This window comes from Bradyrhizobium sp. Pha-3, assembly GCF_042258325.1.
Classification (GTDB): Bacteria; Pseudomonadota; Alphaproteobacteria; order Rhizobiales; family Xanthobacteraceae; genus Bradyrhizobium; species Bradyrhizobium elkanii.
Genome location: NZ_CP170151.1, coordinates 6,312,290 through 6,337,624 on the forward strand (window position 1 = coordinate 6,312,290; position 25,335 = coordinate 6,337,624).

General features: G+C 60.8%; 21 protein-coding genes and 2 pseudogenes. 14 read left to right on the top strand and 9 right to left on the bottom strand.

The annotated features are described in order from the left end of the window. The first annotated feature begins 1,230 nt into the window (after positions 1–1,230). Complete coding sequence (locus tag ACE10X_RS30015; protein ID WP_051003177.1) at positions 1,231–2,316, top strand: hypothetical protein; 1,086 nt, start codon at positions 1,231–1,233, stop codon at positions 2,314–2,316. Positions 2,317–2,357: 41 nt separating this feature from the next. On the opposite strand, the gene ACE10X_RS30020 is transcribed toward ACE10X_RS30015, so the two are convergent. The 3 genes from ACE10X_RS30020 to ACE10X_RS30030 all read right to left on the bottom strand — a co-directional run bounded on the left by ACE10X_RS30020 (position 2,358) and on the right by ACE10X_RS30030 (position 6,513). Continuing rightward, a complete protein-coding gene (locus ACE10X_RS30020; protein ID WP_375763284.1) occupies positions 2,358–3,137 on the bottom strand; it encodes an enoyl-CoA hydratase/isomerase family protein in 780 nt (259 codons plus the stop codon). An 80-nt stretch (positions 3,138–3,217) separates the two neighbouring features. Beyond that, positions 3,218–5,317, bottom strand: coding sequence for a molybdopterin oxidoreductase family protein (locus tag ACE10X_RS30025; protein WP_038386990.1), 2,100 nt, complete (start codon positions 5,315–5,317; stop codon positions 3,218–3,220). A gap of 125 nt (positions 5,318–5,442) precedes the next feature. Then, positions 5,443–6,513, bottom strand: a complete 1,071-nt coding sequence (locus tag ACE10X_RS30030) for an extracellular solute-binding protein (RefSeq protein ID WP_375763285.1) — start codon at positions 6,511–6,513, stop codon at positions 5,443–5,445. Between the two features lie 205 nt (positions 6,514–6,718). Here ACE10X_RS30030 and ACE10X_RS30035 point away from each other — a divergent pair, with 205 nt between their 5' ends. Next, positions 6,719–7,639 carry a tripartite tricarboxylate transporter substrate binding protein gene (locus tag ACE10X_RS30035; protein WP_375764625.1) on the top strand — a complete coding sequence of 307 codons (921 nt, stop codon included), beginning with the start codon at positions 6,719–6,721 and terminating at the stop codon, positions 7,637–7,639. Between the two features lie 40 nt (positions 7,640–7,679). Beyond that, positions 7,680–8,390 (top strand): substrate-binding domain-containing protein, encoded by a 711-nt coding sequence (locus ACE10X_RS30040; RefSeq protein WP_038386993.1) that lies wholly within the window; start codon positions 7,680–7,682, stop codon positions 8,388–8,390. Between the two features lie 957 nt (positions 8,391–9,347). Here the strand turns inward: ACE10X_RS30040 and ACE10X_RS30045 are convergent. After that, positions 9,348–9,566 carry a hypothetical protein gene (locus ACE10X_RS30045; RefSeq protein ID WP_038386995.1) on the bottom strand — a complete coding sequence of 73 codons (219 nt, stop codon included), beginning with the start codon at positions 9,564–9,566 and terminating at the stop codon, positions 9,348–9,350. A gap of 568 nt (positions 9,567–10,134) precedes the next feature. Here ACE10X_RS30045 and ACE10X_RS30050 point away from each other — a divergent pair. From ACE10X_RS30050 to ACE10X_RS30060, 3 genes and pseudogenes are all read left to right on the top strand, one after another. Then, positions 10,135–10,493: pseudogene (locus ACE10X_RS30050) on the top strand (ISNCY family transposase); the annotation flags it as partial. A 955-nt stretch (positions 10,494–11,448) separates the two neighbouring features. Further along, complete coding sequence (locus ACE10X_RS30055; RefSeq protein ID WP_016840991.1) at positions 11,449–11,673, top strand: hypothetical protein; 225 nt, start codon at positions 11,449–11,451, stop codon at positions 11,671–11,673. Beyond that, positions 11,670–12,122 (top strand): hypothetical protein, encoded by a 453-nt coding sequence (locus ACE10X_RS30060; protein ID WP_375763286.1) that lies wholly within the window; start codon positions 11,670–11,672, stop codon positions 12,120–12,122. Before ACE10X_RS30055 ends, ACE10X_RS30060 begins: the two co-directional genes overlap by 4 nt. Before the next feature lie 890 nt (positions 12,123–13,012). Here ACE10X_RS30060 and ACE10X_RS30065 read toward each other — a convergent pair. Then, complete coding sequence (locus tag ACE10X_RS30065) at positions 13,013–13,378, bottom strand: PRC-barrel domain-containing protein (RefSeq protein WP_026193068.1); 366 nt, start codon at positions 13,376–13,378, stop codon at positions 13,013–13,015. 95 nt (positions 13,379–13,473) lie between these two features. Here ACE10X_RS30065 and ACE10X_RS30070 point away from each other — a divergent pair, with 95 nt between their 5' ends. After that, positions 13,474–13,758: a hypothetical protein gene (locus ACE10X_RS30070; RefSeq protein ID WP_338149017.1), complete on the top strand. Its 285-nt coding sequence runs from the start codon at positions 13,474–13,476 to the stop codon at positions 13,756–13,758. Between the two features lie 199 nt (positions 13,759–13,957). On the opposite strand, the gene ACE10X_RS30075 is transcribed toward ACE10X_RS30070, so the two are convergent. Beyond that, positions 13,958–14,239, bottom strand: coding sequence for a hypothetical protein (locus ACE10X_RS30075; RefSeq protein WP_026193070.1), 282 nt, complete (start codon positions 14,237–14,239; stop codon positions 13,958–13,960). Positions 14,240–14,326: 87 nt separating this feature from the next. Here ACE10X_RS30075 and ACE10X_RS30080 point away from each other — a divergent pair, with 87 nt between their 5' ends. After that, a complete protein-coding gene (locus ACE10X_RS30080) occupies positions 14,327–14,524 on the top strand; it encodes a DUF3606 domain-containing protein (RefSeq protein WP_209910719.1) in 198 nt (65 codons plus the stop codon). 1,003 nt (positions 14,525–15,527) lie between these two features. After that, positions 15,528–15,707 (top strand): hypothetical protein, encoded by a 180-nt coding sequence (locus tag ACE10X_RS30085; RefSeq protein ID WP_225162325.1) that lies wholly within the window; start codon positions 15,528–15,530, stop codon positions 15,705–15,707. A gap of 128 nt (positions 15,708–15,835) precedes the next feature. Here the strand turns inward: ACE10X_RS30085 and ACE10X_RS30090 are convergent, their stop codons facing one another. The 3 genes from ACE10X_RS30090 to ACE10X_RS30100 are packed head-to-tail and all read right to left on the bottom strand — an operon-like array spanning position 15,836 to position 21,131. Beyond that, positions 15,836–17,131 carry an adenylate/guanylate cyclase domain-containing protein gene (locus ACE10X_RS30090; protein WP_375763287.1) on the bottom strand — a complete coding sequence of 432 codons (1,296 nt, stop codon included), beginning with the start codon at positions 17,129–17,131 and terminating at the stop codon, positions 15,836–15,838. Then, positions 17,128–17,517 carry a response regulator gene (locus tag ACE10X_RS30095; RefSeq protein WP_209910713.1) on the bottom strand — a complete coding sequence of 130 codons (390 nt, stop codon included), beginning with the start codon at positions 17,515–17,517 and terminating at the stop codon, positions 17,128–17,130. The genes ACE10X_RS30090 and ACE10X_RS30095 overlap by 4 nt, the downstream gene beginning before the upstream one ends. After that, positions 17,514–21,131 carry a GAF domain-containing protein gene (locus ACE10X_RS30100; protein ID WP_245376371.1) on the bottom strand — a complete coding sequence of 1,206 codons (3,618 nt, stop codon included), beginning with the start codon at positions 21,129–21,131 and terminating at the stop codon, positions 17,514–17,516. The genes ACE10X_RS30095 and ACE10X_RS30100 overlap by 4 nt, the downstream gene beginning before the upstream one ends. A gap of 250 nt (positions 21,132–21,381) precedes the next feature. On the opposite strand from ACE10X_RS30100, the gene ACE10X_RS30105 reads away from it, so the two are divergent. From ACE10X_RS30105 to ligD, 5 genes and pseudogenes are all read left to right on the top strand, one after another. After that, entirely contained in the window at positions 21,382–21,720 is a 339-nt protein-coding gene (locus ACE10X_RS30105; RefSeq protein ID WP_244435929.1) for a recombinase family protein, read from the top strand. A gap of 79 nt (positions 21,721–21,799) precedes the next feature. Further along, a complete protein-coding gene (locus ACE10X_RS30110; protein WP_157788084.1) occupies positions 21,800–22,186 on the top strand; it encodes a hypothetical protein in 387 nt (128 codons plus the stop codon). Between the two features lie 537 nt (positions 22,187–22,723). After that, the gene (locus tag ACE10X_RS30115; RefSeq protein ID WP_038387002.1) at positions 22,724–22,936 is read left to right on the top strand and encodes a hypothetical protein; all 213 of its coding nucleotides are present in this window, start codon (positions 22,724–22,726) and stop codon (positions 22,934–22,936) included. Between the two features lie 105 nt (positions 22,937–23,041). Further along, positions 23,042–23,230 carry a hypothetical protein gene (locus ACE10X_RS30120; protein WP_157788085.1) on the top strand — a complete coding sequence of 63 codons (189 nt, stop codon included), beginning with the start codon at positions 23,042–23,044 and terminating at the stop codon, positions 23,228–23,230. A gap of 66 nt (positions 23,231–23,296) precedes the next feature. Further along, a pseudogene (gene ligD / locus ACE10X_RS30125) lies at positions 23,297–24,220 on the top strand (non-homologous end-joining DNA ligase). Positions 24,221–25,335: the final 1,115 nt, after the last annotated feature.

Consider the following 25,335-nt stretch of genomic DNA (forward strand, 5'->3'; position numbering starts at 1 on the left):
CTTCTAACCCGTCACGGCCTCCCATCGCCGCACTCTTACTCTATGCCCGTCCCTCCACCCGCATATGCGCGGGCCACGATCTCCAACTGACCGCGCCGATCGCGTCAGGGATGGACGCCCGAAGGGGGAAAATCCGGCGAAGCCGGAGTTTCAGCGCAGCCGACAGCCCGGCCCGCTAGGGCGACGTTCACCTGGCTAGTGGCAATTGCTTCATCAACATCGCGCTCACGGGGCAGCTTGGGTGGCTGGCTTTCGCAATTCCGACAAACGAGAGCGCTTTTGTAGTCCAGATGCGAGATGAGCGACGCACGTGTCGGAATACCAACTGACAGTTCGCAAGTATCATATGACTCTCGTCGAGCGGCGTTTTCCGTGGTGGATGCCAGGCTTCTTGCCGAGGAACTACCGCTCAGCTTGCTCCGCCCTGCGCAGCGTTCGCAGTCGCTCGCGAGCCTGAACGGCATGTTTATGGAGAGCGTCGATCGCTGTGCCATCGGCGCCGCATGCCTGCACCGTCGACGCCCAGCACTTATTTGCACGCCAAGCCCGCCGATTTCTGCATAAGCTTCTGACGGTACTATACCTCACAGCTCCCTCGTGCTTCGAGTTGGTGCACGAGGGGGAGACGAGGGTATGAGCACATGTCAGCAAGGAGCCCAAGGGATCACGCCGTTGCAATAGCTTCAGCGCGTAGACCGTTGTCGCATTGACGCGTGAGCTGACATCCGTGGCATCGCGTGCCGCCCTTCCCGCCCGCTATCCACCGATCGGCACCTGGCCTGCACTCATGCCTGCCGACATGGCCGCTGCTTATCTGGGTTTCGCGGACACGCGCGAACTCGCGCGTGCCGTCGGCCGCGGTGAGGCACCGCCACCAATTGCCCATCGCAGAACTGGACGGGCTCGACAACCAATCTGGTCGAGAGCCGCCATCGATCACTTCAGTGCCCAATACGGAGGAGCAGCACCGGATAAATCAAAAAATGAGGACCTGGCCTCTCTCGTATGAATACGCGCGATGCCACGTCGAGGCCTCCTCGCTATTTCCGTTCGAAGCTACTGAAGGGAGGTCGACCGGGTTACTTCTTCGAGCCGCCGACTTGGGCCCGCAAGCAGGGTTGCCCCGTACATGCTGAGGCGTTGGGACAAGACTTCGCGTCCGCGGTCGAGCGAACTGAAAGTATTCTGCTGCCAGCTTTTGACAGCTGGCGTTCCGGAGGATTGACCGACATGCTTCCAGTGCTCCCTGTGCCCGGCACTTTCGACTGGCTCGTCAGCGTCTTCCGGGCGCACCAGCGATGGAGGGACATCGATCACAAGACACAGCGCTTATACAGCCAAGGTCTGCAACTCTTCGCCAATCACGAGCTAAAGGACGGCAGCCGCGTCGGCTCGAAACAAATCACTGATTTCACCAAAGCATTCGTTGACGCGGTCTACGCGAAGCTCCTCGTCGTGCAATACGAGGACAGAGAAGGTAACGCCGCCAGGCGCGAACGTCGACGATTCGCAAATGCAGCTATGACTGCTTGCAGGCGCGCCTGGTTTGTTGGTCAACGCGCGCAAGAAACAATGGTACCACAGGTCAATCCCTTCTCGCGGATGGGCCTAAAATCCCGTGCGCCTGGGCAGCCCATGCGGGAGACACCCACGGCAAGCTGGGATGAACTAGCCGCGTTCAGGCGAACTGCGAAACGGCTCGGATATCACTCTATTGGAACGGCCGCGTTATTGTCATGGGAGTGGTTGCAACGCGAGGAGCATGTTTTCGGCGCTTTCGAAATCGCGCACTATCGGCCAAAAGAGCGGTCAAACAGTGTAAGGATTGTGCATCCAAAGAATAACGAGGAAGCCTGGTGGCCTCTGTTCGATGACAAGGGCGGGCCCCTCTTCCCCGAGTTGGTGGCGGAACTCGATGCGATCAAAGGCTCTGTCGTTTCAGGATTGGTGTTCCGCCGTGATCATGCCCACCGCAAATCGTCTGCCTTGGTCCCATGGATGACCGAGCGTAAGGACCTTCGCTATCTTCGGCATGTAGTCAAAAAGATAGTCATCGCAGCTGGTCTTCGGCACGAACTCTCATTTACCTCCTTTCGTCACGGCGGATTCACGGAAGGTGCCGATAGCGATCTCACGGACGCCGAACTACGCGCCGCCGGCCGCCATCGCTCGAGACAACAACTCCCAACCTATGCCAAACGCACGCGGAAGCAGCTGATCGCGGCCGCAAAGAAGCGCCGAGAGGAACGAACCAGAATGGCCCTCTCATCAGATTCTGCGCTCGCGTCGCATGATGCCCTCGTTCCAGGCAACTGACACGATTTCGCGTCAACGAACGCTTACGATCGGTCTGCCGCCTAGCGCCCGGTCCATGTCGGCTTGCGCTTCTCGCCGAAGGCCTTGAGGCCTTCCTTGGCATCCTCGGTCATCGCGAGCAGCGCGATCTGGCTTTCGGTGTAGGCGATGCTTTCATCGAATGACATCGAGGCGATCGCCCGCATCGCGTATTTGCCGCGACGGATCGCCGTCGGCGACTTGTCGACGATGCGGCCGATCAGCCAATCGACCTTGGCATCGAGCTCGGCTGTCGGCACGACGTAGTTGAGAAGACCCGCAGCCTTGGCCGTCGCGGCATCGAACGGCTCGCCGGTCAGCGCCCATTCGTTGACCAGGCGCGGTGGCGCGATCGATTGCAGCAGGCTCAGCACCTGCATCGGGAACACGCCGACCTTCACCTCAGGCAGACCGAAGATCACGCCATCGGCCGCGACTGCCATGTCGGTCATGCACAACAGTCCCATGCCGCCGGCCATGCAGACGCCGGCGACCCGCGCGATCGCGGGCTTGGTCGCATTCTGCGACAGCCGCAGTAGATCGGCGTAGTCGACATTGGGACGCGAGAAATCCATCGAGAACGCCGCGCCGCTGTTCTGCAGATCGGCGCCGGCGCAGAACGCCTTGTCGCCCGCGCCCGTCAGCACGATGACGCGCACGTCCTTGTCGTCATGCGCGTCGCGATAGCCCTTCGCGATGCCCGCGATCACACCGGCATTGAGCGCGTTGCGCTTGTCCGGGCGGTTGATGGTGATCCAGAACGCCTGCCCGCGCTTTTCGAGAAGAACGCTGTTGTCGATCATGTTTCCTGCCTGTTTTCTTGGCCAATGTGCCGTTGTCAGCCGACATTTGCGGCAGGATCGGCGCCGACTGCAAGCAGGATTTATGCGGCGGTCGATGCCTTCCGGATCCAGACCTTGTTGTCGTGGAACGCGGCGCCGCCGAGCGGTGCGACGGCCTCCGCCCCGGTCAGCATGTTGATGCCACGCCCGCCGATATGGGACTTGTTCGGATGGATCGACTCGGCGATCAGCACGCCGCGGCGAACGCCGTCGAACAGTTTCGCGGTCAGCGTGGTCTCGCCGCGCGTGTTGCCGAGCGTCACCGCGTCGCCGTCGGCTATCGACAGGCTGGCTGCGTCGTCGGGATGGATCATCACGGTCGGCGCGCCCTCGCGGGCCTGCGACGACGGCGTCTCGTTGAAGCTGGTGTTGAGGAAGCTGCGCGAGGGTGATGTCGCGAGCCGGAAAGGATGCTGCGCATCCGCCTCCTCGATGATGGTCCAGTGGTCGGGCAGCGAGGGCATCTTGTCCCACGCGCCCATCAGCCCGCCGGCCCCGACAGGGACCTTGCCCCAGTCGACCTTGAAGTGGAACTTCTTGTCGGGATGAGCAAAGCCATCGAGATAATGCGAGGTGCGGAAATCAGGCTGCAGGTCACGCCACAGCTCGGCTTCGAGCGTGTCGATGTCGCCGTGCCCGCTCTTCTTCAACGTCGCATCGATCAGCTGGCGCGGCGTCATGTCGAAGCCGGGATGCACGGCATTGAGGCGGCGGCCGAGCCCCTGCATCACCTCGTGATTGGAACGGCACTCGCCGGGCGGATCGATCAGCTTCGGGCCGACCGAGATGTGCTGATGACCGCCGCCGTAATAGAGGTCGTCGTGCTCCAAGAACATCGTCGCCGGCAGCACGATATCGGCCATCTGGGCGGTCTCAGTCATGAACTGCTCGTGCACCGCGACGAACAGGTCCTCGCGGGCAAAGCCCTGGCGCACCAGCGCCTGCTCGGGCGCCACCGTCATTGGGTTGGTGTTCTGGATCAGCATCGCCTTGACCGGCCCGCCGCCCCGGAGCGCCTCGGCATCGCCGGTCAGGATGCGTCCGATCTTGGACTGATCGAGCACCCGCGTCGAGAGATCGATCGCGTCGTGGCCTTCGATGATCGACTCGTCGAAACGCCAGATTGCGGCATTGTTGAAGAACGCGCCGCCGCCCTCATATTGCCAGGCACCGGTGACCGCGGGGATACACGAGGCCGCGTGCATCTGTGCGGCACCGTTGCGGCTACGGGTGAACCCGTAGCCAAGACGGAAGAACGAGCGCTTGGTCTGTCCGACCAGCCGCGCGAATGCCTCGATCTCCTCGACCGGCACGCCCGAGATCGCTGAAGCCCATTCCGGCGTGCGGGTCTTCAGATGCGCTTCCAGCTCGTCGGGGCAATCGGTATAGCGCGCAAGATAGTCGCGATCGGCAAATCCCTCGCGGAACAGCACATGCATCACGGCACAGGCGAAGGCGCCGTCGGTGCCCGGCCGCAGGAGGATCTTGATGTCGGCCTGCTTCATGGTCTCGTTGTTGTAGACGTCGACCGCCGCGATCTTCGCGCCGCGCTCCTTGCGCGCGCGGGATGCATGCGTCATCACGTTGACCTGGGTGTTCACCGGATTGGTGCCCCAGATCACGACGAGGTCGGAGACGCCCATCTCGCGCGGATCGACGCCGGCGATCTTGCCGGTCCCTGCAGCAAAGCCGATGCGCGCGATGGTTGCGCAGATCGTGCCGTAGAAGCGCGAATACTTCTTCACATGCGACAGCCGGTTGAGTCCGTCGCGCATCACCAGCCCCATGGTTCCGGCGTAGTAATAGGGCCAGACCGACTCGGCGCCGAAATCCCGCTCGGCCGCGTCGAAGCGCGCCGCGATCTCGTCCAAAGCCTCGTCCCAGGAGATCCGCGCAAACTGGCCGGAGCCCTTCGGCCCGGTCCGGCGCAGCGGATACATCAGCCGCTCGGCGTGATGAATCCGCTCGGCATAACGCGCGACCTTGGCGCAGACCACGCCGGCCGTATAGGTCTGCTGCTTGGAGCCGCGCACCCTCCCGATCGAGCGCCCCTCGATCACCTCGACGTCGAGCGCACATGCCGAGGGGCAGTCGTGCGGACAGGTGGAATGGCGGATGTCGACCTTGGCATGCTGGTTCATGGCCAAATTGGTAACATCAAATATCCCCCCCGCCGAGGGGCATTATTGACCCAGCCAGCGCGAAATCCGGGCACGTGCCATGCGGCAGGCGCCCGGACAGGCAGTTATTGGTCTGAGCAGTCCCATCAGACTCGGAAGATGCGGGTATAATGCGATTTGATCGATTCCCCTTCCCGCTCCACCGCCACCGGATCGTCCTTCATCGTCTTGATGTCCTTTAGCGGTCTGCGTCCAGCCTTCTCCTTGGCCTGCGCGTGGACGGATCTGAGGCCGCCGATCTCGACATTGAGCTGCTGCCCCTCACGGCCGAGCGCGAAGGACTGGAACAGCCTGGCGGCATTCGGATGCGGACAGTCCTTGAAGATCCCGTTGGGGCCGACGATGATCGGTGACCCCTCGGTGGCGTAGACCGGCTCGACCGGGCGGCCGGCCTCCTTCATCTGGAAGATGTTGTATTCGTTGCCGTCGGCCATGACAGCACGCTCGCCGAGATCGAGCTTCTTGGGTGGATCCGTCGAGGACTGCACCTGCATGATGTTCTGCTTGGCGAGCTTCTCGAAGAAGCTCCAGCCGAGATCGCGCTGCATCTGATAGGTTGCGGTCATGATGGTGCCGCTATAGCCGGGATGCGCCTTGACGATCTTGCCCTTCCATTTTGGATCGAGCAGATCGGCAAAACTCTGGGGCGCCTCCTCGGCCTTCACGAGATTGGTGTTGTAGGCAATGATCGACAGCCAGACCCGAAAGCTTGCGAATTGCCCGTCCGCGTCGCGATGCTCCTCGGGGTAGTATTTCGCGACCTCCTCCGGAACATAGGGCGCGAGAATGCCATCGCGCTTCCACACGATGAAATGCGCGGCGTCGGAGGAATTGACGACGTCGACGGCATGAATGTTGCTGGAATATTCCTGGCCGACCCGCTGGAACACACGCTCCGCCCCGGTGCGTTCGACGCGCACGGTGATATCGGGATATTTCGCTTCAAATGCCCTTGCCAGCTTCTCGGCAACCGGCAGATCGGTCGACGTGTAGTAGACGACCTGCCCCTCGTTCTTCGCCGCTTCGATCAACGTCGGCGTCACCGGTTCCGCAGGTGGCGCGGCGGCCATCACGCGCGTTGAAAGGGCGGCCCCAGCCAGCACCGCGCCCGAGCCCTTCAGCATGTCGCGGCGCGATAGCCCAGGATGTTTCCTCATATGATTCCCCGCACGCGATGGCGAAGTTTGAGTACACCGTCCTCCCGCTCTTATTCCGATGCGCGAAAACGGAGTCTGTCGTCGACAGAGGCTTCAGGTTGCAGCTAGACTTCTGATCAAGAAACAAGACTAAAGTTGGGGGATTCAGTCAATGGCGAGCCTGCGATACGCCTTGGTGTTTGTCGCGGCGTTGCTGACCGTGTCCATGTCAGGCTCATATGCTGACGCCGAAGACTATCCTGCACGGCCGGTCAGGATCATCGTTCCCTTCGGTCCCGGCGGTCCGGCCGACGTCGTCGCGCGACAGATCGGCGGCATCTTGCAGGAAAGCCTCGGCCAGCCCTTCGTGGTGGAGAACCGCACCGGCGCCGGCGGCGTGATCGGCACGCTCGAGGTCGCCAAGGCACCGGCCGACGGCTACACCCTCTTGATGATGTCGAACACCCAGACCGCGAACGAATCGCTGGTGCCGCAGCGCAAATATGAACTGATGCGCGACCTGACGCCGATCGCGTCGTTGAATACCTCGGATCTCGTGATCGTGGTCCACCCCGCCGTGCAGGCCAATACCTTGCAGGAATTCATCGCCCTCGCAAAGGTCCAGCCCGGAAAGCTGAACTATGCCTCGTCAGGTCAGGGCACGCCGTATCACATGGCGGGCGAGCTGTTCAAAGCCATGGCCGGGATCGACGTCGTGCACGTGCCCTACCGCAATAGCGGCGAAGCCCGCGGCGGCGTCATCGGCGGCCAGGTCCAGATGATGATCGATGCCGTTCCCGCGATGGCGCCGAATGTCGCCGAAAACCAGGTGCGAGCGCTCGCAACGACCGGCAAGACTCGTTCGACGGTGCTGCCCAACGTTCCGACGGTGACCGAGGCGGGCGTGTCCGGCTATGAGGCAACGATCTGGCTCGGCCTGATGGCCCCGGCGGGCACGCCGAAGCCGATCGTCGACAAGCTCAACGCGGCTGTGAACGCGGCGATCAGGCGGCCGGAGGTCGAGAAGCTCTGGGCCGCGCAGGGCGCGGCGCCGATGACCATGACGCCGGAGGCATTCGACGCATTCCTGCGCGCCGATATCGTGAAGTGGGCAGACGTCGTCAAGAGATTGGACAAGCTCCAATAGGCACGCGGCGGCGAGTCCACGGGCGAAGGGAACATGGCGCATGAAGACGTTGAACATCCTGAGTGGCGGGGCGGCGCAAGGCCTGGTGCGCAGCCTTGAGCCCGCGTTTGAAGCCGAAACCGGCCTCGGCATTGCCGGCGATTTTGGCGCGGTCGGCGCCATGGCCGACAGATTGCGCGCCGGCGTACCGACCGACATCGTCATCCTGACCGCCGCTCTGATCGCGAAGCTTGCCGACGAAGGGCTGGTTTTGCGCAGCTCGATCACGGACATCGGCCGGGTTGAAACCGCCCTCGCCGTTCGGGCCGGCGATCCGTTGGTCAGCGCCGACGACGCGGCCAGCCTGCGCGCGGCATTGCTCGCCGCTGACGCGATCTTCGTGCCGGATACCAAGGCATCGACCGCCGGAATTCATGTCGCCAAGCTGCTCGCACAAATAGATATCGCTGATGTCATCGCCGACCGATTGAGAGTTTTTCCAAACGGCGCGACCGCCATGCGATATCTGGCCGAGTCCAATGACCGGCGGCCGATCGGCTGCACGCAATCGACCGAGATCATCAGCACCAAAGGCGTCATTCTGTCCGGCCCCTTGCCGCCAGGATGCGGGCTCGCCACCATGTACACCGCTGCCATCCCCGCACATGTATCGTCGGCATCGCCGGCGCAACGCCTGATCGCGTTGCTGACGTCGTCGGAAACATCTGAACGCCGCAGCCAGGCTGGCTTTATTTCTGGCTTGACGTCCTAGATGAGCCAGACCACCTAAAGTGTGATGAAAATGTTCAACCGTTATCGCAAGGTCTTCCTGCCGCCACGATAGCAACGTGCATCGGGCCTGCTTTGTCCGCTGGAACCGAACCTTTTTATCATAGGTGAATTACCCACGGGGGCTTCGCGAAATGTGAGGCACACTATGACAAATCTGTCGGCTGGCGACGTGTTTCTCACCGTCGCTATCATGAGTGTCGCTTTCCTGACCGAAGTCGCTCTCTTCTCCCTGGTCGGGCTGTTCTGAAATAAACGCGCGCACTGGCACGGCGCAGCCGATGCGACGGCGTGTCCTTCTGTCGGCTCGACAACAAGACCCAACGTTCAAGTCTTTGGGGGAGTTCCGGCGATCACTCACAGGAACTCGCTCAGACGGGGGAACCAATTTTGAATTTGCCCGGTTATTTGATGGGGTCGATGCGAAGGACCATCGCCATGAGGATCGATCATCTCGTTGCAATTGCGATAGCCATTTGTACCGCTGGTGCCGGATTGGCGGCGGCGCATTCCGTCGCCTTACCACTCGAAAAGCAGTCCGCGCCGACCGCTGCTGAATTGGCAACCCGAATAGCCGCGTCCGTGGATGCGTTCGTGCCTCGGTCCGGCGGGTAAACAGCCTCCACTCAAGTGCGTCTAACGCCGTCCGCCACCCGTATTCGTCCGGGATGGAAGTGTGCTGGCACCACAGCACACTCGCAGTGTTCATCGAGCTCATATTTGCATTCGCCCGGCCATCTCAACTAGTAGCCGAGCTTTTGCATAGAGCCGCGTTCTTTTGCGCTATATCAATGATAGGCCAGCCAAGCGGGCTATAGATGAGCCGCATCCGAAAACCTGACTGTTCAAGGGTTCTCGGGACTCAGGCTCTAGCACTCCGAGCCCTGTTTCGTCCGAGGAGGCTCGTATGCCCGTAAGCAGCCACGTAGATGATTTGCGTTCAGCCGTGCACTACGCACTGGAAACGACCCATGCCATAGCAGTATGTCCCTTCCATCTGGATATCGTGGTCCGTGTCGGCGATGATGCGGCTGAAAACCACGCCTTTGCTCGCGCCAGAAAGCTGATCAAGTGCGATGGCACGACTTGGGAGGGAGAAGCTCTCCGGCAGGAATTCCGACGCCAACTCGGCAAAGCCGCTGATCGGTACTGTCCTCACTGCGCTCTCTCGGGTGATCCATAGCTTTAGGCCATATCATTGCTCGTCCGAGCACCGACTAGACTGACCGTCTTACCTGATCGCGGTAACGCTAGGCGTCGGTGGCTGAGAGACCGAGAGCGCTCCCGCCTGCACAAGCGAAGGAGCGCGGTCCATGGCCGATCAGCGAGTCATTAATTGCATATACACTTCTCAACAGCGAGACAAGCGATCGTTGATGAGGCCGTAAAGGCCTCTGCCAAATCTATCCGGTTGCTCAAAAGAAAACCCGGCCCGGACACGTTCATCGATCGCAAGACGCAGGAGCCCTTCCCGGAAAAGGAAAGCAGATATGGCGAAGGGACGCAGTGCCAAGGGCCAACATCATGACACGCGCGTCGAGCGAGCGCATGCCAGGTTGCGCCGGTTGAGTGTCAAATTGAAGCTGGCGAAGCCGCCTGAGAAGAATCGTAAGACCGTATGTCCGCCTCTGCCGATGAGGTGGCTCGCCCTACACTGCGCGTCCGAGGGTTGCTCGGGCGGACCGAGCCGATCCTCCGAGCGGAGCGACATTGTTGATCTTGCAGGTCTCGACCCGGTCGCGTTGCTGCACGATATCCGCGCCGCAAGCGTACGAACCGCCTGGAAGGACGGAGCTATGCGACCGACGGATCGGCCAATCGTCAAAGCGAAAAGAGGCCGGCGCCGTCCCGCCCCGCTCATCAGGGCAACGCCGGATTTGCGAAAATGGTTTGATGTGGAGCCCTGGCGGACTGGCAGCGAACTGCTCTCCCGGTTGCAGGTGGAATATCCTGGAGCCTATCCGAACAAGCTTCTTCGAACGCTTCAACGTCGGCTTAAATCCCGGCGCAGCGAGCAAGCGAACGCGTTACTGTTCGTTCCTACGGAGAAAACGCCGCCGGGTATGAGGTCACAACACCCCAATGATGTGCCAGGTGCCAGCGGAGGAGGCCGGGCGCTCCGAAACCCCGGCCATCTCCGCACCCGGCCTCCTCCTAAACCCAAGCCGGGAGCAAAATAAATGAGGCAACCGACCGCACTCGGGAGCATCGATATGTGAGGCAATACGGAGTCTCACCCTGATCGCCGCCGCGCACCCTACCAGGCCCACATGTCGCTGGGGCCGCTTCTTACAAAAACACCAGCGCTCTAGCCCGCACTGGTGCCGTAGTTGCGGAGACGTGTAGCGTGCTCGCCCCGTGCTGCAAGTTTCCGAAATCTGGCCTGCGCAAGGCAATGCGCCATTCGTTCTACGCGGGAGCTTAAATCGGCCATGCATACCTATTCTCCGGTAATGCCCATTAGCCGAAAGCCGCTCGAAATCCCGCCCGAGGTCGCTAGGCAATTTGCCGCGAAAATGCAGGCGTTCCACGTTGAGTAGAGTCCGCTCCAGCGTGACGAGATGGCGGCCAACACGCGGCACCTGCTCCTAGAGCACATGCCGTCCCAATGCAGAGGCGACGCCATTTCAAGAAAACTCGGTCTCTTGTGAGCGATTGGTCGATGAGGCGAAGAGCCTCCGAGAGGAAGTCAAAGCCATGCCTCCGGGGTCAGATCGTGAGACGCTACTGCGCAAGGCCCGGAGGAGACGGCGGCGCACATGACCGAGTAGATAACGTCGCCCGGACTACGGCAGCCAAGTTGAGGCAATTACCTGAAACACTCCGGCCGGTAGGAACGTTCCCGCCGCCATCTTCGGTTTATGTAATCCGCCAGAGCGAAGCACGGTCCCGGCCGTGACCCTCAGACAGCACGAACGGGACCGCGTTTACTTCGCCGGGGTGCACCTCATTGCCCCCAGCCTCATGCCCGCCCGAAATTCTCCGGGATTGCAGCAGTACGTGTGACAGCTAGGATTGACCGCCTGGGCTGAGGGCTGATCGTGTCGAAGGAACGGCAGGCGAAGGAAGCCGCGCAGATATTCCGGCTCTTGAGAGCCTTTCGCTCGATCCGGGACCGGGCAGTACGACGGCATGTGATCGAAGCCGTCGAGGCGATGGCGGATCGCCGCGAGGCTCCCGACGACAAGGCCGACACGGTGAACATCGCGGACAACCAAGATCGAGCCACCATCCGGCCAGAACGCGGCCATGAAGGCGAACAATGATCGCGATGTCAGCAGCGGCGAGGCAGCGCCATCTCGGCCTGGTTGACCTCTATCCCCAAGGCCGAGATCGCGCCTTCGTACGCCCGAATCAGTCGTCGTACCATTCACTGGAATTTACCGCGTGTTCTTTGCGTCGTTCGAGGCTGAAACGGCGGTGGCGGCATGAGTATGTTTCTTGTTTTCGGACTGCCTTCAACGCGTCCATTGAGCCGAAGATCGTGCATCTTCTGCACGATTGCGAGGCCTTTAAGAAGGGATTCGTGGCTGGGTTTGAGGAGGCAGCTGCTGCCGGATTCAATGCCGTGGATAAATTGCCGGTCGTGCTCGATGACATGCTGATCAGAACAACCTTCCAAGTGCTGGAAGAAAAGTTCAATCGATCAAACGACACATCGGAGCGGCGTAAAATCGTCGCCGAAATACTAAATCTGGCGGAGTTGGCAAAATGATCGCCCCCGACATCGAATTGCGCGCCCTCTTGCTGCCCGAATCGGAACCGCTCATGGCGCGGCCGGAAACTCACATTTCGGCATGTCCTGACGGCCCGGCCTACCCAGAGCTACCCCAAGGCCGGGCCGCTTTTTTCGAATTTTCAGCAGGAATATTGCAGCGCATTGGGGCGCACGACTTCGCCCGTAGGTCTCCACCGATCACATCCCATCTCAGAGCTAATGTTGCCGTGGAGCGCAACCGGCCAACAGTGGTGTCGGGGTGGACCATTTCCGCTATTCAACGACTTAGGGAATACGCCAGCGCGGAGCGCGGTCCCTGATGCTTCTTCCGCCAGCCCCGGATACAAGGGACCGCGTACTTCACGCCGGTTTGCGGGAACGGCTTGCTATGATCCAAACAATTTTGGCAATCTACGGCTTCACCACATTGCTCACGCTCTCTCTCTGGTCTTGTGGGATGAGTTGGATATTCCGAGCGACGATCGAGCATTGTTGCCGCGTCCGGCATGACCTTTGTCACTACCGGTGTCTCTCACACATAGCTGTCTATCAGGCGCGACCACGGGCCGCGGCTCGGACCTTGCTCGCGGGCGGCCTCGGTCACTTCCCAGACTACCAGATCGGGGTCGCTTTAAGGCGTTTGCATTGGCATCTTATTTAGTGGATAGCCATGTCGCGCTTGAGGTCGACCAAAGCGACGGCTCCACCAGGATAGCTCACCATTATCTTTAGTGCAGCGACTTCAAAATTTACCGCCGCCCCGCCCACGTCTTGAGGACGGCAGCCCAGCGTGGTTCCTCAATCGGAAGTTCAATATGTTAACGGGGCTGCCCTCCGAAACTGGAGGGCATCCGATTTCATGGCGGCCTTGTTGTGCGCGGCCTTGCCTAAGGAGCGGGTATTCCCCGGTAATAGTCGTCGACCGAGCGAGCCATCGCAGGATCCGACCAATTCCAGCTGCGCTCGTCGCTGTATTTCGGCGCGCTGCTCAGCCGGTCTTCAGTAATGCCCGTTGCGTAGCCGCCGAGGCCAGTGTCGAACTTCAGTGAGTGCCAAGGCAGCGGATAGTGGTCGTCGCCGATCCCGAGAAAGCCGCCGAATCCCAAAACAGCGTACGCGACTTTCCCGCTCACTTTGTCGATCATGACCCGTTCGATCGAACCGATACGCGATCGGTCGGAGCCGTACACCGCAGTCCCTTCGACCTTGTCACTTCCTATAAGACTTCCCGTTTCTCGTTCTTCGTATGCCATGTCATCCCTCCATATTTGATTCCAGTTCAACTGCCCCTGCTATCGGCTGTTCCTAGCGATGAGCAGATGCTGACTGGAAATTTAGGCAATCGAAAATGGATGACGTTCGCGGTTACCATGCCGTCGCAGAAGGAACCTCCGCGACCGAAATTGGTTTTGCTCTCATGAGTGAGCTCCTGCCAGTCCTCGTAGAAAAGTCGATCCAAATCGCCTGGGACTTCCTCGAGCGCTCCGGCGAGATCATAGATCCTGGCGACGCGAGCCGCTTCCTTCTCAGAAACATCGATGACATGGCGCGGGCTGGTGAGCGTCGGCCGCTGATGCTCGCGAACAACGCCATTGACGCTTACCGGCGCTACAAGCGTCTGCTCGCGGCATGATCAACCCCAATTGTCCGATCTGCGGCGGCCTCGGCTGGGTTTGCGAAAACCATCCGCACTTGGCGTGGACGACAGACCGGCATGGATGCCAGTGTGGCGCGGGTATGAGATGCGCGTGCAACGGCTCCGACGACATTAATCAGGGTGTGGAGGAGCCCAATGTGAGCGGGGTGCTCGAGGAGATCCCGCCCACCAAAAACTAGCGCCGCGCGGTCTTCTTGCGACGATTGTAGGGTGAGCGGTTGACCGGCCGCAGCGAGATGCCCTCTCGCTGCGCTTTGCTAGCGATCGAGCCTTTCGGTCTCTCCATCTTGAGACTGATGACACCTGTCGGGGTGTTCGCCCTTGCCAGCGCTCGAAGCCGCTTGACTTCCTTGTCGGTCCAGGGCTGACGCGAACGGCGCTTGTACTTGGGGTTGGCTTTTCTTGGCCCCTTTTTGCCGATGGGTGAACCCGGTCGTTTCCATGCTGCCTTTGCCATGTCGTCACCTCCTGATCGAATGAACACACGAATCAGGCCGCCAGTTCCTAGTTAGGAACGGAGCGGCCAGGCCAGAGTTGTTCGAGAATGGAAAGCCTTACGAAAAAAGATCAGTTCGAGCGCTCAAAGATCAATCTGCATGCGCCCGACCAAATGAAGTGCTGGGCTCATGCGCTCGGTGTCTCAAAGGAAGAGCTTCGTAAGGTCGTCGATAAAGTCGGGAATTCTGCCGCGGCCGTCCGCAAGGAGCTGGAGGCGAACCGTGACGAAAGAACAGGAACTTAGCGCCGAGTGCGCACAGGAAGCGCGAAGACAGGCCGCCCTTCTTCCGCCCGGTCCAGTCAGAGACGCGCTGCTGGAGAAGGCTCACCAGTACGAATTGGCCTCAAAGACTGATTTGCATCGCAATGCCAAAGAACCGCCCTTGGGATCCCGCTGAAGACGATACTCTGCAAAAGCTCATCGCGGAGGGCCGTTACGCTGTCGACATTGCCGTTGAGATGAACCGCAGCGAAGCCGCGGTGCGGCTCAGAGCTAAGGTTCTTGGTCTAACGTTCGCCACCGCGCCGCGGGGCCCGAGGCCAAGGTAACGCGGGGTCCGATAAGGGTCGCCCCGGCCGAACGCTGGGACGACCCGTACGCCGGCTACTTGGACCTGGACGAGCCACCCGATTTCATTCCGGTGCTGGACCCTGTCGTCTGACCAGGAGCATATCCCGATGCGCCGGGGCTGCCAGACTTCGAGCCCTTTGCCTGCATTTCCTGTCCGGGCGCATAACCTGAGGCGCCGGGGCTACCCTTCTTGGAGCCCCTGTCCTGCATCTCGTGGCCGGGAGATTTGCTCGAAACGCCTTGCGCGAACACGGCGGTGCTCGAAGCCATAAGGCAGGCGGCAGAAAGTGCGGTAATTGTGCGCTTCATTTTGTCCTCCAGAATGAGCCCCGCCGGCAACCAACCGCGCGATCCGAACGACGTTCCATGAATATGGCTCATCAGATTCCAATAGACACCAGAGGGGTCTAGGCAGCGCCGAAGCGCGGCATCGATGAACCGTAGGTGAATGCACCGTTCAGCGAGCATTGCAATGCGCGACTGATAGTCTGCTGGGTCATCGCTCAAAACGGGAGGACCATCTTAATGAAAAGGCTCTTGGCAATCGCAGTTATCGGTTGTGCTTTTTCGCTTACGCCCATGTTGTCGGCATCGGCCATGCCGATGGCAACGCCACATGCAATGGGTAGCACCGCGGGTGAAGTCATTCAGGTCAGAGGCGGCCACGGACACGGGCATGGATACGGTTGGGGTCATCATGGCGGTCGCGGCCATCACTACGGTTGGGGACGCGGCCATCATTATGGCTGGTACCGGGGCCATCACTACGGTTGGCGCCATCATCACCGCCACTGGTGGTGACTGCTTAAATCAAAGAGAGAGGTCGCAAAGTCTGCGGCCTCTCTTTATCGACTGATCGCTGTCGCCTCACGCGCCGGCCGCCCATAGCCTCATCCGGATTCATTGCCCGAGTGGCATAGGCCTGCCCGATTCGGATTCGCCCATCAGGAATAATGGAATACGGACGAGCCCTTCTCCGTATGCCTATGCGCACAACAAGCACCACTTACCAGCGAGCAGTCCACGACTTAGCCGAGTTGCATACGGGCGCCCCCTCCCTCCGTTGAGTAGCCGCTTGAGGTGAAAGCCAGCAAGGGGGTCATCGGCATGCACTCCGACCAGCGCGGCGAAGGCCGGCATGGCCGAAGTGTCCTCGGCCTCGAGCTTGGCAAAGGCCCGGGCGTATTGCGCGGTCGCCGGCGCCTCGAATTCCGCCGGGGCGAGCGGTTCATAGGCGCGCAACGGTTCGCTGCGCCCACGCAGCAGGAGGTCGCCGACCGGCCGTCCCTTGAAGTCTGCCGCTGCATCCGCAACCGCGGCGCTAACGCAGACCCGCGTTCCCAGCGTCTTGTTCGCGGTCTCAAGCCGCGCGGCGGTATTGATGGTGTCGCCATAGGCGGTGTAGTCGAAGAAGCGGCTGCCGCCGAAATTGCCGACCAGGGCGGGGCCAGCGTGCACGCCGATTCGTGTGGCGCCGAAATTGACACCCTTTTCCTTCCAGCGTCCGCGGAACGCCTCCGCCCATCGATCGATCGCCTGTGCGCAGGCTATCGCGCGTTTGGCGTAGTCGGCCTGCTCGCCGGGCGCGTTGAACAGCACCTGGATCGCATCGCCGATCACCTTGGCCACCGTGCCCTCGGCAGCGAAGACAACGTCAGTCAGGCCACCGACATACTCGTTAAGCAACTCGGCCAGCACTTGGGGCGCGGCGGTCTCGACCAGTGAGGTGAAACCCGTGATGTCGGTGAAGATGACGGCAACATCGCGCCAGTGCACCTGCATGTCGTTATCGCCGCTGCCCATGGCAAGGCGTTTGGCGAGCTCCGGCGAGAAATATCGGGACAGCGAGGCGTGGGCGCGCTCGGCTTCGACCTGGCGGCGGCGCGCCTCGCGCAGCATGTCGATGTGGCGGATCGTTTTCTGAATCGTCGTTTCTAGGTCGGTGAAATCGATCGGCTTGGTCAGGAAATCAAACGCGCCGCGGTTCATCGCCGTCCGGATGTTGCTCATGTCGCCGTAGGCGGAAACAATAATGGTCGATTTCTTTTCCTCGGCCTCCTGCAGCTTCGCCAGCAGCGACAGGCCGTCCATCCGCGGCATGTTAATGTCGGAGACGACCAAGTCGACGTCGGGATGCGCCTCGATCGACTGCAGGGCTTCGAGGCCGTCACGGGCGAAGACGAAGCTAACCTGTCCGTCGCGAATCTGCCGGCGAAATTTTTGCAGGACGAGAGCCTCCAGATCCGGCTCGTCGTCGACTACGAGGATGGTAGCGGTCATGCGAGCTGTCCGAGCCTGGCGTCGATCTCCTGGCGAAGCTGCCCGAAGTCGATCGGCTTGGTCAACAGGGCCTCGGCGCCGCGCTCCAGTACTATCTTGCGGGTTTCCGCGTCGCCATAGGCCGTAATCATGATCACAGGGACGTCGGGCCGTCTGGCTCGCACCTCCGGCAGCATCTCCAGCCCGCTCATTCCGGGCATGTTGATGTCCGACAGGATCAGGATCAGCGAGGGGTCCCGGATGTCGGCGGCGCGCTGCAGCGCGGCCGGCGCGGAAGCGGCAAACTCCATCAGAAAGCGGCCGGCGCGCAGCTCGCGCCGAAAATGCTGTCGATACAATGCTTCCACGTCGGGCTCGTCGTCGACGACGAGAATGTAAACACTCAACTCGTGCCTCCGGTATTGCCTTGTACTGCCACCATCCGCGGTAGGGTGATAATGAACTCGGTAAATGCTCCCGGCTCAGTCTCGACGGTTATCCTGCCGCCGTGCTGTTTCACGACGATGTCGTGGCTCATGGAAAGGCCGAGCCCGGTGCCTTCGCCGGCGGGCTTGGTCGTAAAGAAGGGATTGAAGATCTTCGCTCTGACCTCCTCCGGAATCCCGACGCCATTGTCGCGGATCCTGATCTCCACTTCGTTTGCCAGAGCTCTCGTGGTCGCGCTCAATGTCGGCTCAAAGGCATCGTCGGCAGCCTCCTTGCGCTTGTGGGCCGCATAAAAGCCATTGGAGATCAGGTTGAGGAACACCCGCGTGATCTCCTGCGGATAAAGCTCCGCCATCCCGGCGTTCGGGTCGAGGTCGCGTTTAAGCGTGACGCTAAAACTGGATTTCTCCGCGCGTGCACCGTGATAGGCCAGGTTGAGACTTTCCTCGACAATTGCATTGATGTCGGTCGGACGACGTTCGCCCGTCCCCTCGCGCGAATGCAGTAACATGTTCTTGACGATGGAATCGGCGCGTTTGCCGTGCTGGACGACTTTATCGAGGTTGCCCTTCAGCATCTGCGCAAGCTCGTCTACGTCGGTGCGGATCCTGTCATCTAGTTCCGCATTTCCGAGTAGCTCAGTGAGCTCGCCGATCAATTCGGCGGACAGCGCAGAGAAATTGTTGACAAAATTGAGTGGGTTCTTGATCTCGTGCGCGATGCCGGCCGTTAGCTGGCCGAGGGAGGCGAGCTTCTCGGTCTGCACCAGGCGGTCTTGGGCGGCGCGCAATTCATCGAGGGATTTGGCTAGTTCGCGGGTGCGAGCTTGAACCTCCTCGAACAAGCGGACATTGCCGAGGGCAATCACCGCCTGATCGGCAAAGGTCTGCAGGAGCGTGACCTGCTTGTCGCTGAAAGACTGTACCTCGGCACGGCGAAGTACGATCGCACCGATGCTCTCACCTTCGCTTAGCATCGGCACGGCAAGAATGGTACGGCAACCATCCCGTCGTGACATTGCCTGCGCAATAGGAAAGTTGCTGCCCTCATCGGAGAGGACGTCGTGCAAGTGTATCGGGACCCGCTCGGCAATTGCGAGCCCCGACACGGAGGTGCGGTCGTCGATCCATGTCTGAGTGCCCATTCCGATCGGTCCGTGATGCGCACGAACGACCAGATCGCCTCCCTCCTTCAGGACCAGCACCGAATCATAGGCCTCGCAGAGCTCACAGGCGCTTTCCACGATGGTGCACAGGACCGGCTCAACGTCGGTCGGCGAGGAGGCGATCACCTTGAGGATGTTGGCACTTCCGGTCTGATAGGTTAGGGCCTCGGAGAGGTCGCGCGTCTTCGATTGCACTTCTTCGAACAAGCGGACGTTTTCGATGGCAATGACGGCCTGGTCGGCGAAGGTCGAGACGAGTTCGACCTGCTTGTCGGTAAAGGGCTCAACCACCTTGCGGGCCAAAAATAGGACACCGATGGGCTCTCCCGAGCGGAGAAGAGGAACGCCGAGCAGAGCGCGATATCCGGCTGCTTGCTGCATGTCCGGATAGGAGTAATCGGGATCGGCGAGGACGTCGGCGATCTGGACCGCCTTACGCGCCAGAAGCACCCTTCCGACCAGGCTACCGCGTCCCGGATGGAGACGAACGGCGTCGGCGATCTTCACCCAATCGATCGAGAATTTGTAGTTGGTTACATGGTGGTAGCCGCCGGTTTCATCCTGCCGGGTCATCGCCGCCATGTCGGCGTTGCACAGCTGCGCGGCCGATTCGGTCAAGGTATCGAGCACGGTTTGCAGATCGAATGCCGAGCGGCTGATGACCTTAAGCACGTCGGCGGTCGCGGTCTGCTGTTTGAGCGCCTCAGTAAGGCTGCGCGTCTTCGCCTGCACTTGCTCAAACAATTTGACGTTCTCGATCGCGATCACCGCTTGGTCGGCGAACGTCGCTACCAGCTCGATCTGCTTGTCCTCGAAAGACCCCACGGCGAAGCGAAACAGGTTGATGACACCGAAAGCGTGGCCCTCGCGCACGAGCGGGACACCGAGTGCGGCTCGAAAGCCAATGAGCTTTTGTGCTTTCGGGCGATTAAAATCGGGATCAGCGAGCACATCCGGGACGCGAACGGGACGACCATCAAGGATGGTTCGGCCGAAAATCGAGCTGCGGTCTGCTCTCGTCGTGTAGGTCTGGAAGTGCTCGATCCATTCGGGTTTGCAGCCATAGGTGGCGGCAAGTCGGTAGTTGCCCTCGTCCTCGTAACGGATTGTTCCAATGTCGGCATCGCACAGCCGACAGGCTGAGGAGAGCAAGGCATCCAGCACGGTCCGCAGATCGAACGCCGAGCGACTGATCACCTTAAGTACATCGGCCGTCGCGGTCTGCCGCTGCAAGGCCTCGCTCAGCTCATGCGTCCTGGCCCGAACCTGCTCGAACAGGCGCGCGTTCTCGATAGCGATCACTGCCTGGTCGGCGAAGGTTCGCAGCAGCTGCACGTGATGATCTACGAACGATCCCGCTTCGAGCCGCGTCACGCTGATCAGGCCAATCGGCACACGGTTGCTCATCAACGGCGCGAGCAGCATGCTGCGGAAGCCACGCGCCCGAGCGATCTGCTTGATCTGCGAGTCTGGAAGCGCCTCGATATCGCCTATCTGAACCGGCGTGCCAGCTTGTGCGAGCCTGAACGGCTCGAAGCGGGCGACAGGCGTCGGAAATCCGGCCCTCAGTACCTCGTCAGCGGCCGGGCTTGTCGGTGTGAAGGCTGCAAGGTGCGCAATATCGTCGACGAAGCGAAATACCGCCGTCGAAAAGCCGCCGATCAGCCGCTTAGCGCTGCTCGCGATGGCATCGAACACCGGCTGCACGTCGGACGGCGAGGAGGCGATGACCTTCAAGATGTCGGCAGTGGCGGTCTGCCGCTCCAGCGTTTCCCGAGTCTCATTGAACAGGCGCGCATTCTCGAGCGCGATCGCCGCCTGGTCGGCGAAGCTCTGCAGTAGCACGAGCTCATCATCCGAAAACGGTTCGAGCCGGTCGCGATGGACGATTAGAGAGCCGATCGCCTCGCCCCGGTTGCGCAGCGGCGTGCCACACATGGTTCGCGTGCCAGCGGCCCGGGCGTGCGGCAGGCCAGGAAACTCGGCCAGATCGGGATCGAGATTATCGAGATCCGGCACGTGAATCTGCCGGTTTCGTCCGACCACCGCGCCGGGCATGTTTTTGCCGCCGACTTTGATGGCGGTCAGCGGCACCGCCGCGCGGATGAGCCGAGCGCTCGCGCCACACCGGTAGGCCTTACCCCACTCGCCGTTCTCGGCGAGCTGGATCGAGACGCTGGAGGCGCCGATCAGCCGCGCGGTGGTCTCAGCGATCTGTTCCAGCGCTCGGTCGGCGTCGCCGGAGGTGCCCGCAATGGTGGCGAGGATGTCGGCGCTGGCCGTCTGGCAATCTCGCGATTGTGCCAGCTCGCGTTGCAGCCGATCGGCCTCCGCGGCGCTCGCCTGCAGCTTCTGCTCGAGCATAGCGATCCTGCATGCAAGATCGGCGTCCTGGGACAGCCCGGTCATCGATAAATCCATATCGCTCAGCGCCCGCAGGCGCCGCGCCAAGAAAATTTGAAAGCTTAATTATTCCACGGTCAGGCCCAGTCGGCCATAATAACATCGCCGATATTGGAACAAAATCGTCGAAGACCGTTCAGGTTCCAAGCCCGGACAACTCGGCCTCTGACCTCGAGCAGTACCGCGGCGCTTGCCGAAGGTTATGGCTATCGCCGCGGACACGACGGCGTGTCGAAGATGCCGGCGGCACGGCGAGGTGAACCCCATTCGCGTTGCAATCTACGCCCACTATTCGTCCGACCGCCAAAAGGATCGGTCTGTCGAAGATCAGATCGCATTCGGCCGTGACAACGCCGCGCGCAATGGGATGACCGTTGTAACGACGTTTGAAGATCGCCAGATTTCGGGCACAGGTGCCGTCAACCGGCCCCGCTTTCAAGCATTGATGCGCTCGGCCGAAGCTGGTCTATTCGACACCATCGTTGCTGAGGATCTGGATCGCCTCTGTGCAAGAATAGCCGCCGCGTCTACCTGGACGACATTGGAGCGCTCGCGGTCAAGGGATTGCGCCAGAACCTCGCTCACCCCGCGCTGATTACCGGTTATGTCGATGCCTAAAATACCGAGCGCAAGCGGTTGAAGGAGGCGAACGCCGACCGCGTCAGAACCGAACGGTGGCGAGATCGATCGAGAGATCAGGCGCGCAGGTCGATGCGATCACGCAGGGCGCGCCGCCTGAACAGCTCATCCCGCGAATGCGTGAGCTGGAGGCCGAGCGCAAAATGCTGAACGAAAGGCTTGAGGCTGCAAACGAAGCCGACAGCGTGATTGCCCTGCATCCGAAGGCTCTCGACCGCTACAAGCGGGCTGTGACGGAATTGGCACTGGAGCTGAAGTGCGGCGCCCCGACCGAGTTCGCAACCATCCGAGAGGTGGTGACGGCGATTATGCTCGACGCCGTCGTGGCGGCTGAGCCTGAACGTTGTGCCAGCGCGCGGCCGAACAACGGTTTAGCATTTACCCAGGCCAGTCAGGAATGCTGTCCTAATCTACACAGATAAACGGCCCCAACGACCGGGGCCGACACTCCCGTGGAGTCCTTCATGTGCCGTGGGCAGGGTCAGCACTGGACGTTCCTGTAACCGGAATCCATGTCGGCCGCTCCTATCCAAAAAGAAATGAGCCCAGAGCGAGTTGCCAAATGAAAAGGGGCCGTGTCGCGAGACGGCCCCTTTACCGGAAATCTGAAAATTGCTTCGGGATTAAATCTAGCCCCGGTCTGGCAAAATTAGCGTTGAATGAAGCAGAGGCGGATTCCGTAGAATCACGGTGGCGAGATGTCGCTCGTCCTATGCTGAATTGGGGACCCCGAATTGTCCGAGGCTAAAACCGGTATCAGGAATTACCACTCCTTCCCGATCGGTATGGATGTCCTAATTTGCCGAAGCGAGTGTGTATATCCTAACCAAGATGCTCCGCCGCCAGCTGAGACTTGCGCTCCCGGTGAGGCGGCTGCAGCGCAATCGTGATGCCCGCCGCGCCGATTCGATCCCTACCCAATATCTATCTCTCGGCTATGCCCAGGCGGGATCAAGCCAATGTCTGAGATCGAAGTCTACACGGGCCGCTACGAACGCGACCATGGCCCCCCGTCCGGACGCCGGTTCTGGCAATTCACCCTGGTCTCGGAGACGGGAGCTCTCCTCTATGAAGTCAAGTTCAGCGAGCTGCTGATTTACGGGGCGGCGCTGGAGCGAGCCCGAGCGACGGCCGCGCAAAGGAACGCATTCCGTATCATCGTGGAGCCGTAGCGGCGATCGGAGAGCGGTGGAGAACACTGGTCAGTCGCCATTCTGTATATTGGAACGCCAGGATCTTGCAGCTGTTTGGCTGGAAACAAGGTTGGAACCGCGGACGTGGCAGACGAACTCGAGTATTCGGCGCACCGATTAGTTGTCATCGAACAGCCTGGCGGTGGTTTCCTGGTCGAGATCACGCCGATCGCGGGCGGTCAAACGGTCAGGACGATGACGTATCAGAGCACGCTGGAAGCGATTTCCGCAGCAAAGAGGACCGTCGACAAACATCCTGAACGTAGGCGATAGGCCATATTCAGCGGCACACGACCGGGGCTAAGAGTTTGAATCATTCTTTTGTTGCGGAGTTGCGTTGTGGCGTTTCAGCGGAGGAAGCCCGAGGCGATTGGGACGAAGGCCATTTTTCCCGGTTTCATTGCGCCAGCGCTGGCATCGTCGATCGAGAAGGTCCCGAGCGGCACGCGCTGGGTTCACGAAATCAAGTTTGATGGCTACCGCGTCCAGACCCATCTCGCGAACTAAACGGTGACCATCTACACCCGCCGTGGCAACGATTGGACCAAGCGTTTCAAGAAAATCGCCAACGACGCCTGGCACATATCGGCAGCATCGGCGATCATCGATGGAGAGATCGTCGTGCCATCGCCAAGCGGAACGACGGATTTTTCCGTGCTGCAGAACGAGCTGCGCGGCACATCGACCAAGATCGTCCTTGTCGCCTTCGATTTGCTCTATCTCAACGGCCGCGATCTCCGGAAGCTGTCGCTGAAGGAGCGCAAGGCCGTACTGAAGAAGTTGATCGCCGGCACCGCCATCCAGTTCAGCGAGAGCTTTGAGGTCGATGGCCCCGAGATGTTCACCCATGCATGCAAGCTTGGCTACGAGGGCGTCGTGTCGAAGGTGGCAGACAGCGTCTATCCGACCGGCGCCCGCAGCCGGGATTGGGTCAAAAAGACCTGCGCCCAGCGTGAGACGCTGACCATCGCCGGCTTTGCACTGGATGGCAACGACTGGGACGGAATCTATGTTGGCAGGCGCCAAGGGGAAGATCTGATTTATGCCGGCAAGGTCGACCATGGTTTTGATAAGGCCTCGGCCGCGGACCTACGCAAGCGTCTAACGCCGCTGATCCGGAAGACGCAGCCCTACACCAAGCGCATCAAGCACAAAGGCATATGGGTCGAGCCAAAGGTGCTGGCCGAGATCGAGTACCGCGCCAAGTCCGCTGAGGGTAAGGTACGGCATCCTTTCTTTCGTGGTGTCCGGGACGATCTATGAGCGAGCCGCACTGTATCCTCTGCGATGATACCGGTTGGATCAGCGAGAACCACCCGGACCAACCCTGGACCGGCAACCACGCATGCCGGTGCGGCGGCGCTGGTGCACCCTGCCCCAAATGCAACAAGACGAAGCCGGATGACAGAACTCCTCGGCTGCCCCGAGGGTTTCGGAATATGTTTAGAGGGCTAAACCGCCAGCGTTAAGGGCTCGTTGCTTGGTCTTCTGGGAAGTCGGCAATTTGCACTGCGATGCCGGCGGCCGCGTCTCCAACGGCCGCCGGCGCAGCGCCAGCCCGTGCATCGACCGTCTGGTCGTTTATACCGCACTAGGCGGCTGCAGCTCAGGAAGCCGAATTCGAACGGCCTCGATTTGTCCATCGGGATCAGACGTCAGATCGAATTCCACGATTTGCCCACAAAGGGTAGATCCACTCCGCCGACCCACCACACCTCGGAACCGTAGACGTCGCTCGCTCGAGATCGCCCCGCTGGGGTGATCAGGGCGAAATAGCGTGAGGCGTGGACGTAGGAGACCGAACCAATCACCAACTTGCTCCCGCTGGCAGCATCGGCGAGCCGCGCGCATTCCATTGCCGAAGGTACGCCGCCCTATTCCGTTCAAGGAAGTTCAGCTCGAAGCTCGGCGATCCTCGCCCGACGGGTAAACGCATCGCATGCGGTCTGCGGCGTCGCTTTGGCGAACTCAGCGATCAGCCGCTGGCGAACCGCGGCGATGACCGGAGCTGGTGCGTGTCTCAACTTCGCCGGTGGCGCGCCCAGTGCCATCCGTTCCGCCGGGCTCGTATACTCTGCTGCTGATCGCGCCCGGCTCGCTGCCTCATCCTAGACGGGCGTCCGTAGTCCCGGCGACGTCAGCCACTCCGTCAAATGAGCAGCGGTCTCGTCTTGCCGTGCCTTTCTTCTTTCTTCGCTGATGGAGGAAGTGCATTGGCTTTGTCCCGCAGACGGATTACTTCGTCAGCTAGACGTCCTGCCAGTGATTGCGCTTATTTGAAACGCCGCCGCTTGATGATCATGAAGCGCTCCTTTCCACCAGAGGAAGGCGGGAGCGCAAACCGGGCGTTCTTATCACCGATAGGTGCCACGTACGGT

What these genes read in the sequence shown, in the direction of transcription:
- ACE10X_RS30015 (WP_051003177.1), top strand. Translation starts at nt 1,231, where the DNA reads ATGCTTCCAGTGCTCCCTGTGCCCGGCACTTTCGACTGGCTCGTCAGC.
- ACE10X_RS30020 (WP_375763284.1), bottom strand. Translation starts at nt 3,137, where the DNA reads ATGATCGACAACAGCGTTCTTCTCGAAAAGCGCGGGCAGGCGTTCTGG.
- ACE10X_RS30025 (WP_038386990.1), bottom strand. Translation starts at nt 5,317, where the DNA reads ATGAACCAGCATGCCAAGGTCGACATCCGCCATTCCACCTGTCCGCAC.
- ACE10X_RS30030 (WP_375763285.1), bottom strand. Translation starts at nt 6,513, where the DNA reads ATGAGGAAACATCCTGGGCTATCGCGCCGCGACATGCTGAAGGGCTCG.
- ACE10X_RS30035 (WP_375764625.1), top strand. Translation starts at nt 6,719, where the DNA reads ATGTCAGGCTCATATGCTGACGCCGAAGACTATCCTGCACGGCCGGTC.
- ACE10X_RS30040 (WP_038386993.1), top strand. Translation starts at nt 7,680, where the DNA reads ATGAAGACGTTGAACATCCTGAGTGGCGGGGCGGCGCAAGGCCTGGTG.
- ACE10X_RS30060 (WP_375763286.1), top strand. Translation starts at nt 11,670, where the DNA reads ATGATCGCGATGTCAGCAGCGGCGAGGCAGCGCCATCTCGGCCTGGTT.
- ACE10X_RS30065 (WP_026193068.1), bottom strand. Translation starts at nt 13,378, where the DNA reads ATGGCATACGAAGAACGAGAAACGGGAAGTCTTATAGGAAGTGACAAG.
- ACE10X_RS30070 (WP_338149017.1), top strand. Translation starts at nt 13,474, where the DNA reads ATGGATGACGTTCGCGGTTACCATGCCGTCGCAGAAGGAACCTCCGCG.
- ACE10X_RS30075 (WP_026193070.1), bottom strand. Translation starts at nt 14,239, where the DNA reads ATGGCAAAGGCAGCATGGAAACGACCGGGTTCACCCATCGGCAAAAAG.
- ACE10X_RS30080 (WP_209910719.1), top strand. Translation starts at nt 14,327, where the DNA reads ATGGAAAGCCTTACGAAAAAAGATCAGTTCGAGCGCTCAAAGATCAAT.
- ACE10X_RS30085 (WP_225162325.1), top strand. Translation starts at nt 15,528, where the DNA reads ATGGATACGGTTGGGGTCATCATGGCGGTCGCGGCCATCACTACGGTT.
- ACE10X_RS30090 (WP_375763287.1), bottom strand. Translation starts at nt 17,131, where the DNA reads ATGACCGCTACCATCCTCGTAGTCGACGACGAGCCGGATCTGGAGGCT.
- ACE10X_RS30100 (WP_245376371.1), bottom strand. Translation starts at nt 21,131, where the DNA reads ATGACCGGGCTGTCCCAGGACGCCGATCTTGCATGCAGGATCGCTATG.
- ACE10X_RS30115 (WP_038387002.1), top strand. Translation starts at nt 22,724, where the DNA reads ATGTCTGAGATCGAAGTCTACACGGGCCGCTACGAACGCGACCATGGC.